An 11487-nucleotide genomic window follows, 5' to 3' on the forward strand; every position below is an offset into this window, starting at 1 on the left:
TCGTATCGATGAGCGTGTATCGTTGTACACGTCTACCTCTTTGCGTACCTAGGGACGCAAAGGGGTTTTTTTATGCCCCTTTGCTCCCCATGACTGTGACTGATCTAAGGAGGAATCATCATGACAAAACATAATCCAGCATTGGATATCCACGACGTACCAAAATTACACAAATGGCTCACCCTAAGCCTCCAGCATCTATTCGCCATGTTCGGAGCGACGGTTCTTGTACCGTTCCTCACCGGCTTGTCCCCGTCGGTCGCCCTCGTATCAAGCGGCTTCGGGACGCTGGCCTATCTGCTGATTACCAGAGGAAAGATCCCGGCTTATCTCGGATCAAGTTTCGCTTTCATCTATCCGATCATGGAAGTATCGAAGACACACGGGGTAGAAGGAGCAATGGTCGGAAGCTTTCTATCCGGCCTTGTGTACGGGCTTATCGCATTATTAATCAGCATCTTCGGTACGAACTGGTTAATGAAAATTCTCCCGCCGATTGTGGTAGGTCCGGTGATCATTGTCATCGGTTTAGGTCTTTCCTCGACCGCGATTGACATGGCGATGTACCTCCCGGGCCAGGAAGAAAACATTTACAGCGGAACACACTTCATGGTCGCCCTTGTTACGCTCGCGTTGACGATTATCGCATCGATTTTCTTCAAAGGATTCTTCTCCCTTCTTCCGATATTGTTCGGAATCGTTGGAGGCTATGTTTTCGCCCTCACCCAGGGGATTGTAGATACGACTGAAATACAGGCGGAGTGGTCGGCTGTTACATCTTCAGACTCTCTCGGAGGGTTCCTTAGTGCAGTATTCCATACACCGGATTTCGTAGTCCCGTTTGCTGATTTCTCCCCGTTCGATGTGTTCAGCTGGGAAATCGTCTTCCTGATGGTTCCCTTCGCTCTCGTTACAATCACCGAACACACGGGAGATCAAATGGTGTTATCCAAAGTTGTCGGACGGAACTTCCTTAAGAATCCCGGACTTGATAAATCGATCCTCGGAGACGGAGTGGCGACGATGATCGCCTCCTGTCTCGGCGGCCCTCCGAACACAACCTACGGAGAGAATATCGGTGTCCTGGCGATCACCAGAGTCTACAGCGTGTTCGTCATTGGAGGAGCGGCGGTCATTGCCATCTTCTTCGGATTCGTCAGTATGATCACCGCAGTCATCGGTTCGATACCGAGTGCTGTGATGGGAGGCGTTTCGATCCTTCTTTTCGGGATCATCGCCTCCAGCGGCCTGCGCATGCTGATCGATAACCAGATCGACTTCGGTGAAAAGAGAAATCTGATCATCGCATCTGTCATCCTTGTTATCGGAGTCGGTGGTGCGTTCGTCCAAGTGACCGACAGCATCCAAATTGCCGGTATGGCTTTAGCTGCAATCATCGGCGTCCTGTTGAACCTGATTCTGCCCGGCAAAGAAAAGGGCATCGGCAATGGCAATATGTTCGAAGCTCCGGAAGATATGGACAAAGAGAAAGACAATCATCACGCAGCTTCCTGAAATAACCAACACTCAGTCACGTTTTAACCGAGTCCTGTGAGGCTCAGAAAGGTGTACGAGGGATTGGCTCGTTACGCATGCAGCGAGCACGACACCCCCAGACGCCTGGGGGTGTTTTTTATACCCTTCGTATCTCTATTATCACAAGATTGGAGAGATGAGAATGCCTGCAATAGAATCCTTGTCCCATTTATTATCCATGAAGAAGCTGTCCAATGAGAGGATCATGCACTTGTTTGCAACGGCGAAACATATGGAGGAGACGGATCGTCTTCCTTCTTATCAAGGGAGGTTCGCTGCCAACTTATTTTTAGAGCCGAGCACAAGAACGAAGAGCAGTTTCCACATCGCCGAACGCAGACTCGGAATGGACGTTCTTCACCTCGATGATGCAGCCTCAAGCGTCACGAAAGGAGAAAGCTTGTACGATACGCTGAAAACGCTGGAGTCGATCGGCGTCGACCTCGCCGTCGTCAGGCAGTCGGAAACAGGCATCCTGCAGGAATGTACCAAAGGATTGAACCTTTCGATCGTGAACGCTGGAGACGGCTGCGGAGAGCATCCGACACAGTCGCTTTTGGATCTCTATACGATCCACGAACATTTTAAGAGTTTCAAAGGTCTGGAAGTAACGATTGCCGGTGACTTGAAACACAGCCGAGTCGCGAGATCCAATGCCCACGCCCTGAAACAATTAGGCGCAAACGTCACATTCGTGACAAAGCCGGAATGGCAGGACCCGACTCTTACAGATCAATACATAACGATGGACGAAGCGGTCGATCGTTGTGATGCCCTGATGCTGCTGCGCATTCAACATGAAAGACATGAACAAGGTGCCTCTGTCCTGTCGTATTTAGATCAGTTTGGATTGACGAAAGAGAGAGAAGCACGCATGGGGGAACACAGCATCATTCTGCACCCTGCTCCAGTGAACAGGGGAGTAGAAATCGACAGCGACCTTGTAGAATCCAGTAAATCAAGGATCTTTACCCAAATGAAGAACGGCGTGACGGTGCGTATGGCCGTCATCGACGCATTGATGAAAGGGGAACTTTAAATGAAGAAGAAAATCATCAACGGTAAACGAATAGTCGAAGGCAGCCTGGAGTCCTGTGAAGTAGTCATCGAGGATGGACATATAGTCGAGATCGAGACTACAGCAGGGGAGGCAGATGAGGTCATCGATGCAGGAGGTAACCTTATCCTGCCGGGATTCGTGGATGTCCACGTTCATTTGAGGGAACCGGGAGGAGAAGCGAAGGAAACGATCGCAACGGGAACACAAGCGGCAGCGAAAGGCGGGTTTACAACCGTCTGTGCCATGCCGAATACGACGCCGGTTCCGGATTCCGTGGAGATAATGAAGCAGGTCCAAGCGGTTATCGATCGGGATGCCGTCATCCGAGTCCTCCCTTATGCGTCGATCACCACAAGGCAGGTAGGGAAAGAGCTTGTCGATATGGAAGCACTCAGCAGCCTTGGTACGTTTGCATTCACAGACGACGGTGTCGGAGTCCAGACAGCAGGTACGATGTATGAGGCGATGAAGGAAGCAGCGAAGTACGGAAAAGCGATCGTTGCTCACTGTGAAGATAATTCTCTTGTTTATAAGGGTGTCTCCCACCTTGGAGAGGTGAGTGAGAGGCTTGATCTCCCGGGTATCGCGAATGTGGCAGAATCGGTCCAGATTGCCAGGGATGTCCTGCTCGCAGAAGCGACAGGGTGCCATTACCACGTGTGCCACGTCTCGACGAAGGAATCTGTGAGGGTGATCCGTGATGCGAAGCGAGCCGGCATTCACGTGACAGCGGAAGTGACACCGCACCACTTGCTTTTGAATGAAGCGGACGTCAAAGAAGATGATGCTTTCTTTAAAATGAATCCTCCGCTCCGTTCCAAAGAGGATCATCAGGCACTGATCGACGGTTTGCTGGACGGAACGCTTGATTTCATTGCGACAGACCATGCGCCTCATACGGAAGAAGAGAAGCAGCAGGGCTTCCTATACTCGCCGTTCGGGATTACAGGATTGGAAACAGCATTCCCGCTTCTCTACACGCACCTGGTAGGTAAGGGAGTCCTTGATTTGGAACAACTTGTCGGGCTGTTAAGCCGGAAACCTGCAGAAACCTTCGGGCTTCCATACGGGACGCTCAAGGTCGGTGCTCCTGCCGATATTACATTGATAGATTTGGAAACAGAAAAGGCGATCGACCGCCAAACATTCGTATCGAAAGGGAAAAATACACCGTTTGACGGCTGGAAGGTGAAAGGCTGGCCGGTACGTACACTAATGAATGGAAATACAGTTTGGGAGGAGAGTTCATATGAAACAACTCGTGCTTGAGGACGGAACAATTTTTGTCGGAGAAGGGTTCGGCAGTGACAGTGAATCGATAGGGGAAGTCGTATTTAATACGGGAATGACTGGATACCAGGAAGTAATTTCAGACCCATCCTACTGTGGCCAGCTGGTCACTTTCACCTACCCGCTAGTCGGGAACTACGGCATAAACCGGGATGATTTTGAAACAGTCAACCCGGCCGTTCTCGGTGTCATCGTCAAAGAACATTGTGAACATCCATCCAATTTCAGAAATGAAGAAACGCTTGATGCTTTCCTGAAAGCGAAACATATTCCAGGCATCAGCGGAATTGATACAAGAAAGCTTACGAAGATCATTCGTCAGCACGGTACGATGCGGGCAATCATCACTTCAAGCGACCGCTCTGTTAACGAAGTGCTGCAGGAGCTCAAAGAAGCAGAACTTCCGAGGAACCAGGTGGAGCAGGTATCCACGGTCAAACCGTATGTCGTTCCCGGCCGAGGAAAGCGGATCGTTCTAATGGACTTCGGAATGAAGCACGGCATCCTGCGAGAATTCACGAAGCGGAACTGCCACGTCACCGTTGTTCCTTATCATACATCTGCCACTGAAATCGAACGGCTGAAGCCGGACGGGGTCATGCTTTCAAACGGACCTGGAGATCCGAAAGATGTACCGGAAGCGATCGAAACGATTCGCGGCTTGATCGGGAAGGTTCCGATCTTTGGTATCTGTCTTGGGCATCAGCTTATCGCGCTTGCAGCCGGTGCAGACACGTCCAAAATGAAATTCGGTCACCGCGGTGCCAACCAACCGGTCAAAGACCTTCGCTCAGGCAGAACGTATATGACGTCGCAGAACCATGGCTATGCCGTAGACAGAGGGTCGCTCCAGAACACGGATCTTGAATTGACTCAGCATTCCCTGAATGATGACAGTGTCGAAGGATTACAACATAAAGAATTTGAAGTATTCAGTGTCCAATACCACCCGGAGAGCTCTCCAGGACCTGAAGATACAGCTCATTTATTCGATGAATTTCTTGAAAGAATCGAACGTACGGAAGAGAAGACGAAGGAGGAATCTTCATGCCTAAACGCACAGATCTAAACAAAATTCTAGTTATCGGGTCCGGCCCGATTGTCATCGGACAAGCGGCGGAATTTGACTACTCCGGAACACAAGCCTGCCAGTCTTTGAAAGAAGAAGGCTATCAAGTCATTCTGGCTAACTCGAACCCGGCGACAATCATGACCGATCATACATTTGCGGACCAGGTTTACATGGAACCTCTCACCCTTGAATTTCTTAAGAAAATCATTCGTAAGGAACAACCGGACGCAATCCTGCCGACGCTTGGCGGGCAGACCGGTTTGAACTTAGCGGTAGAGTTGAGCGAATCCGGGATCCTGGAACGCTACGATGTCGAGCTGCTCGGTACTCCTCTTGATGCCATCCAACGAGCGGAGGACCGGGAGAAATTCCGTTCCCTCATGCACCAGATGGGACAGCCGGTACCTGAGAGTGAAATCGTCAGTACGGTCGATCAGGCCCTCGCTTTTGCAGATCAAATCGGCTATCCGGTAATTGTCCGTCCAGCCTACACGATGGGCGGCGCCGGAGGTGGAATGTGCGATAATGAAGAACAGCTTCGGGAAACGGCCCGAAATGGTCTGGCTCTTTCCCCTGTAAGTCAGTGTTTGATTGAACGGAACATCGCAGGATTTAAGGAAATAGAATACGAAGTTATGCGTGACAGCGCCGGTAACAAAATCGTCGTCTGTAACATGGAGAACTTCGACCCGGTAGGTATTCATACGGGAGATTCCATCGTAATCGCTCCGTCCCAAACGCTGAGTGACCGCGAATACCAAATGCTCAGAAATGCATCGCTTGACATCATACAGGCTTTGGAAATCGAAGGTGGATGTAACGTGCAGCTTGCACTAGATCCGCACAGCTTCCAATACTATATTATCGAAGTAAATCCACGTGTCAGTCGTTCTTCGGCGCTTGCATCGAAAGCGACAGGGTATCCAATCGCCAAGCTTGCAGCGAAGATTGCAATCGGCATGACACTGGATGAAATTAAGAACCCGGTCACGGGAACGACTTACGCCTGCTTTGAGCCGGCGCTTGACTATGTCGTTACGAAAATTCCACGCTGGCCGTTCGATAAGTTTGCCAAAGGAAATCGTAAGCTCGGTACCCAAATGAAGGCGACGGGAGAGGTCATGAGTATCGGCCGTACGTTGGAAGAATCTCTGCTTAAGGGGGTACGCTCTCTGGAAGGGGAAACCGAGGAATTCTATCTGCCGTCCGCGGTTAAGCTTGGTGATGAAGAGCTGCGTTTCCGTATGAAAAAAGCAGACGATGAGCGGATCTTCCTTTTGGCAGAAGCTCTGCGCAGGTCCTATACACTCGAGGAAATTCACGCGATCACAGGTATCGATTTCTTCTTCCTGCATAAGCTGAAGCGCATCATTGATGTAGAGAACGCAATCGCAGAAAACGGTTTGACACCAGCACTGCTGGAGAAATCCAAGAAGCTTGGTTTTTCCGATCAGCAGCTTGCACGTCTGACAGGCTCGACATCTGTTGAAATCATGCATGTCCGAAAAGAGCAGGGACTGCGCCCCGTCTACAAAATGGTAGATACGTGTGCAGGGGAATTCGCATCGGAGACACCTTACTTCTACAGTACGTATGAAGACGAGAACGAGTCCATACAGTCTGAGAAGAAGAAAGTGCTCGTCATCGGATCCGGCCCGATTCGAATCGGGCAGGGGGTCGAATTTGATTATGCAACGGTTCACTCCGTACTCGCTCTTAAAGAGATGGGATATGAAGCGATCATTATGAATAACAACCCGGAGACAGTTTCAACAGACTTTAGCGTTTCGGACAAGCTATACTTCGAACCGCTTACCATAGAAGATGTGATGAATGTGATCGACCTGGAACAGCCGGAAGGGGTCATCGTACAATTCGGCGGTCAAACGGCGATCAACCTTGTCGAAGACTTGTCTAAACAAGGGGTGCAGATCCTTGGTACGACAATGGAGTCAATTGACAAGACCGAAGACCGTGACTTGTTCGAACGCCTGTTAAATAAGCTGGATATAGCCAAACCGGGCGGAGAAAGTGTCACGAGTGAAGCAGAAGCGTATGCGGCAGCAGAAAAGATCGGCTACCCGCTGGTCGTTCGTCCTTCCTACGTCCTTGGTGGACGTGCCATGGCGATCGTATATTCCGAAGAGGAGCTGGCAGCGTATTTAGAGTCGAATGTTACGGTGCATAACGGACATCCGATCTTAGTCGACAAGTATATGACAGGGATGGAAATAGAAGTCGATGCGATTTCAGACGGAAAGGACGTCTTCATTCCAGGAATCATGGAGCATATCGAACGGGCAGGCGTTCACTCCGGAGACTCGATGGCCGTTTATCCGACGCAGCGCTTAACCGCTGATTTGGAACAACAGTGTATCGAAGCGACGACGAAAATCGCAAGGGAACTGGATATGAAAGGCTTGATCAACATCCAGTTTGTCGCTTACAAGGGTACCGCGTATGTTCTGGAGGTCAACCCTCGTGCGAGTCGTACGGTACCGTTTTTAAGCAAGATCACCGGTGTTCCAATGGCTAGGCTTGCAACCCAGGTGATTCTTGGAGAATCGCTGGCGTCTCTTGGGTACAAATCCGGTGTTGCACCAAAACCGAACGGCGTGTATGTGAAAGTGCCCGTCTTCTCCTTCGAGAAGCTTCGCAGCGTAGATACGACGCTTGGACCGGAAATGAAGTCCACTGGAGAAGTCATCGGCTATGACCAGACTCTTGAGAAAGCCTTGTACAAGGGAATGACTTCTGCTGGACTCAAGATTCCAACGCAGGGTTCGGTTCTGCTTACGGTTGCGGATAAGGACAAAGATGAGATGCTCGACATTGCCAACATCTTCTATGAGCTTGGTTTCCGCCTGTTTGCAACGGAAGGAACAGCAGCTGTTCTGAAAGAAGCGTCTATTCCGGCTGAAGCAGTCGGTAAAGTGGGGTCCGATCAACGCGATGTCATCGATCTTATCCAAAACGGAGACGTACACGTCGTCGTCAATACCCTGAACAAAGGGATGCAGTCCCGCTCTGACGGATTCCGTATCCGCCGGGAAGCTGTGGAACACGGACTTCCTTGCTTGACAAGCCTTGATACGGCGCGATCCATCGTGGACGTCATCAACGCGATGTCCTTTACGGCAAGAGCTATTGAACCGATGGAAGGGGTGACTTCATGAAGCGAGCCCTTATGAATATCATCGGACATACAAAGATTGCCAAAGATACGTATCGTCTCCTTTTGAAAGGGGATATCGTCCATGATATAAAGGCTCCCGGCCAGTTCGTCCACATTCAAGTGGACGAACGGTTTTACCTGCGCAGGCCCGTTTCCATTTCAGACATGGATGTGAAAGAGGAAACGATTACGCTGCTTTACAAAGTGATGGGGAAAGGGACCGATGCGCTCACAACAAAAAAAGTCGGGGAAGACCTTGATGTTTTAGGCCCGGGTGGCAGCGGATTCCCTGCACAGAATCTTGGCATCCGCCATGCCCTGCTCGTCGGTGGAGGGATCGGCGTACCGCCGCTTTATAATTTGGCAAAACAGCTGAAAGCAGACGGAGTAGAAGTGACGAGCGTCCTTGGGTTCCAATCTGCGGAAGATGCGTTTCTTACAGAAGCATTTGCTGAATTCGGTGATGTCCATATCACGACGAATGATGGGAGCCTTGGTACGAAAGGTTTTGTCACCGATGTCCTGCCTTCAGTCGAGGAATCTTGTGATATGTATTTCACTTGCGGTCCCACCGTCATGCTGAAAGCGGTGAAGAAACAGCTGGATCATAAACCCGGCTATATCTCTATGGAAGAACGGATGGGGTGCGGAATCGGCGCATGTTTCGCTTGTGTCGTCGAAGCGAACGATGAGAAGGGATACCGGCGGATCTGCTGTGACGGTCCGGTATTTGACGCCAAGGAGGTTGTCCTTTCATGAAAACACAAGTTATCCTTCCAGGATTAGTACTGAAAAACCCGGTTATGCCGGCGTCCGGGTGTTTCGGTTTTGGGAAAGAATTTTCCGGGTTTTATGATTTGGCTGAGCTTGGAGCAGTCATCATGAAGGCCGCGACCGGTGACAAACGATACGGGAATCCCACGCCAAGAGTAGCCGAGGCGGCGAGCGGTATGCTGAATGCGATCGGTCTGCAAAATCCTGGCGTCGATGGGATCATCCGCGATGAGATCCCTTTTTTGAAGGAACAGGGTATGCCGATCATTGCGAATGTCGCAGGCAGCACCATTGAGGAATATGTCTCTGTCGCTGAGCGGATCTCTTCCCACGTCGATGCACTGGAATTGAACATTTCCTGTCCGAACGTTAAAGAAGGTGGCGTCCAATTCGGAACGGATTCCGCCTTGGCGGAAGAAGTCACGCGGAAAGTGGTCGATGCGAGTGCTGTACCGGTGTACGTCAAGCTTTCTCCGAACGTTACGGATATTGTCCTTATGGCGAGGGCCGTAGAAAAAGGCGGGGCGTCCGGTTTATCCATGATTAATACATTGACAGGGATGCGTATCGATCCAAAAACCCGTAAACCGGTGATCGCCAACCAGACCGGGGGTCTTTCAGGAGCTGCTATCAAACCGGTAAGCATCCGGATGATCCACCAGGTCTATGCTGCCGTCGATTTACCGATCATCGGGATGGGTGGAATTGAAACGGCGGAAGATGTGGTGGAGTACTTACTCGCAGGTGCGAGCGCTGTCGCTGTCGGCAGTGCCAATTTCAAGAACCCGTTCATTTGTAAGGAGATCATCGATCAATTACCGGAGACACTCCGCAAGTATGGATTTTCTTCTGTGGAAGAAGCGATAGGAGGGGCGCATGATGAAAGAACTGCAACCAGTTTATTTCGCACTTGATTTTGAAACAGGGGAAGAAGCCCTCGGGTTTCTTGAACGTCATCAGCTAACAGGAATCCCTGTTAAAGTCGGAATGGAGCTCTATTACAGGGAAGGTGCTTCCATCATCGAACGTCTAAAACAGAACGGCCACAACATTTTTCTGGATCTGAAGCTTCATGATATTCCGGAAACCGTGCGGAGAGCGATGCGCAACCTTGCTTCTCTTGGTGTAGACGTCGTCAACGTCCATGCCCAGGGGGGAAGCAGGATGATGACAAGTGCGAAACATGGCTTGCAGGAGGGACCGGCTGGTCATACGCCAATCCTTCTTGCCGTAACTATGCTCACATCCACTGACCAATCGATGATGGAACAAGAGCTCTTATATGATCGAAAGCTCCATGATGTCGTGCTTCATTATGCACAACTGGCAGAGAAAAGCGGTGTCGACGGTGTCGTATGCTCGGTGGAGGAAGCGGAGCTTATCCACAGACATACGAAGCTTTCTGCTCTGACACCGGGGATTCGTCTTCCTGGAGGGAATGCCCACGATCAGAAACGGATAGCTACGCCTGAAATTGCCGGCCAGAAGGGCAGTAACTCCATCGTCGTCGGTCGGGCGATCAGAGATGCAGAAAACCCATTTGCTACATATCAACAAATCAAGGAGGCTTTTACTTATGGACAATCGACAGCTCATTCATGACCTTCTTTCCATCGGAGCAGTCAAAATTGAGACAGAAGACTTTTTTACTTGGACATCCGGTATTAAGTCTCCCATTTATTGCGACAACCGATTAACGATGTCTTATCCGGAGATCAGGAAAAAAATCATCGCTGCTTTTATAGAAAAGATTGAAGAACTTGGAGAGGAAGTCGATGTCATTGCGGGATGCGCAACGGCAGGTATTCCTCATGCAGCGTGGATTGCGGAAAAGCTGGAGCTTCCCATGGTTTATGTCCGTGCTTCTGCTAAAAAACACGGGAAGGGTAACCAAATCGAAGGAAGAATCCGCAAAGGGCAAAAGGCGGTCGTTATTGAAGATTTGATCTCTACAGGGAAATCTTCCATACAAGCAGCCGAGGCTCTTCAGAAGGAGGGAGTGGAGGTGCTTGAGGTCCTTTCCATCTTCACCTATGGTCTTCATAAAGCGGATGAAGCCTTTAAGGAAGCAGGACTCTCATACCGCTCCATTACAAGCTACGAAAACCTGCTGAATGCTTTGGTTGATGCGGAGCGGATGAATGAGGAAGAGCGAAGGCTGATGGCGGAATGGCGTCAGGATCCTTACATTTTTACACAAACTTAACGGGAGATGGTGTTGCTATTTAAGCAGGACACTAGTAGGATAAAAGCATCAAATAAAAATGGTGATGACAGTGAAATCAAACAAGCACTCTTGTTTCATTCTCATGAATGCCGCCCTTGGAATCCTGACCTGTTTTATTTATTTATACTCATGGGTGGCGCTCACATTTTTGGAATCGATGCCTGTACTCGAACCGGTTTTTTCTCTGACCCTTTCGATGCTGGTCTTCTTTCTCTGGAATTTTGTCATGCTTAAGAGAGAGCGGAAGCGCTACTGGGCGCAGGCGGTATTCTCCTACTTTGGTTCCGTCGCTTTTTTCGCCTATTTCCTTACGTAAGGCCACGATGAACGTCGTGGTCTTTTTGTCTGCAAAA

General features: G+C 50.1%; 10 protein-coding genes. All 10 read left to right on the forward strand.

Features of this window, described 5'->3' with window-relative positions; genetic code table 11:
- The first annotated feature begins 120 nt into the window (after nucleotides 1-120).
- The 10 genes from M662_RS08790 to M662_RS08835 all read left to right on the forward strand — a co-directional run bounded on the left by M662_RS08790 (nucleotide 121) and on the right by M662_RS08835 (nucleotide 11450).
- Entirely contained in the window at nucleotides 121-1515 is a 1395-nt protein-coding gene (locus M662_RS08790; protein WP_026577506.1) for a solute carrier family 23 protein, read from the forward strand.
- 181 nt (nucleotides 1516-1696) lie between these two features.
- Entirely contained in the window at nucleotides 1697-2575 is an 879-nt protein-coding gene (locus tag M662_RS08795) for an aspartate carbamoyltransferase catalytic subunit (protein WP_026577505.1), read from the forward strand.
- Nucleotides 2576-3865: a dihydroorotase gene (locus M662_RS08800; protein WP_026577504.1), complete on the forward strand. Its 1290-nt coding sequence runs from the start codon at nucleotides 2576-2578 to the stop codon at nucleotides 3863-3865.
- Nucleotides 3846-4955: a carbamoyl phosphate synthase small subunit gene (locus M662_RS08805; protein ID WP_026577503.1), complete on the forward strand. Its 1110-nt coding sequence runs from the start codon at nucleotides 3846-3848 to the stop codon at nucleotides 4953-4955. The genes M662_RS08800 and M662_RS08805 overlap by 20 nt, the downstream gene beginning before the upstream one ends.
- Nucleotides 4934-8134 (forward strand): carbamoyl-phosphate synthase large subunit, encoded by a 3201-nt coding sequence (carB, locus tag M662_RS08810; RefSeq protein WP_026577502.1) that lies wholly within the window; start codon nucleotides 4934-4936, stop codon nucleotides 8132-8134. The genes M662_RS08805 and carB overlap by 22 nt, the downstream gene beginning before the upstream one ends.
- A complete protein-coding gene (locus tag M662_RS08815; protein WP_008637272.1) occupies nucleotides 8131-8892 on the forward strand; it encodes a dihydroorotate dehydrogenase electron transfer subunit in 762 nt (253 codons plus the stop codon). The genes carB and M662_RS08815 overlap by 4 nt, the downstream gene beginning before the upstream one ends.
- Nucleotides 8889-9821, forward strand: a complete 933-nt coding sequence (locus M662_RS08820) for a dihydroorotate dehydrogenase (protein ID WP_026577501.1) — start codon at nucleotides 8889-8891, stop codon at nucleotides 9819-9821. The genes M662_RS08815 and M662_RS08820 overlap by 4 nt, the downstream gene beginning before the upstream one ends.
- Nucleotides 9787-10509 (forward strand): orotidine-5'-phosphate decarboxylase, encoded by a 723-nt coding sequence (pyrF, locus tag M662_RS08825; RefSeq protein WP_008637269.1) that lies wholly within the window; start codon nucleotides 9787-9789, stop codon nucleotides 10507-10509. The genes M662_RS08820 and pyrF overlap by 35 nt, the downstream gene beginning before the upstream one ends.
- Nucleotides 10484-11113 (forward strand): orotate phosphoribosyltransferase, encoded by a 630-nt coding sequence (gene pyrE, locus M662_RS08830; RefSeq protein WP_026577500.1) that lies wholly within the window; start codon nucleotides 10484-10486, stop codon nucleotides 11111-11113. The genes pyrF and pyrE overlap by 26 nt, the downstream gene beginning before the upstream one ends.
- 64 nt (nucleotides 11114-11177) lie before the next feature.
- Nucleotides 11178-11450 carry a hypothetical protein gene (locus M662_RS08835; RefSeq protein ID WP_235601483.1) on the forward strand — a complete coding sequence of 91 codons (273 nt, stop codon included), beginning with the start codon at nucleotides 11178-11180 and terminating at the stop codon, nucleotides 11448-11450.
- The last annotated feature ends 37 nt before the right edge of the window (nucleotides 11451-11487 follow it).

The organism is Bacillus sp. SB49 (genome assembly GCF_000469135.2).
Lineage (GTDB): Bacteria > Bacillota > Bacilli > Bacillales > Halobacillaceae > Halobacillus.

What these genes read in the sequence shown, in the direction of transcription:
- M662_RS08790 (WP_026577506.1), top strand. Translation starts at nt 121, where the DNA reads ATGACAAAACATAATCCAGCATTGGATATCCACGACGTACCAAAATTA.
- M662_RS08800 (WP_026577504.1), top strand. Translation starts at nt 2,576, where the DNA reads ATGAAGAAGAAAATCATCAACGGTAAACGAATAGTCGAAGGCAGCCTG.
- M662_RS08805 (WP_026577503.1), top strand. Translation starts at nt 3,846, where the DNA reads ATGAAACAACTCGTGCTTGAGGACGGAACAATTTTTGTCGGAGAAGGG.
- carB (WP_026577502.1), top strand. Translation starts at nt 4,934, where the DNA reads ATGCCTAAACGCACAGATCTAAACAAAATTCTAGTTATCGGGTCCGGC.
- M662_RS08815 (WP_008637272.1), top strand. Translation starts at nt 8,131, where the DNA reads ATGAAGCGAGCCCTTATGAATATCATCGGACATACAAAGATTGCCAAA.
- M662_RS08820 (WP_026577501.1), top strand. Translation starts at nt 8,889, where the DNA reads ATGAAAACACAAGTTATCCTTCCAGGATTAGTACTGAAAAACCCGGTT.
- pyrF (WP_008637269.1), top strand. Translation starts at nt 9,787, where the DNA reads ATGAAAGAACTGCAACCAGTTTATTTCGCACTTGATTTTGAAACAGGG.
- pyrE (WP_026577500.1), top strand. Translation starts at nt 10,484, where the DNA reads ATGGACAATCGACAGCTCATTCATGACCTTCTTTCCATCGGAGCAGTC.
- M662_RS08835 (WP_235601483.1), top strand. Translation starts at nt 11,178, where the DNA reads ATGACAGTGAAATCAAACAAGCACTCTTGTTTCATTCTCATGAATGCC.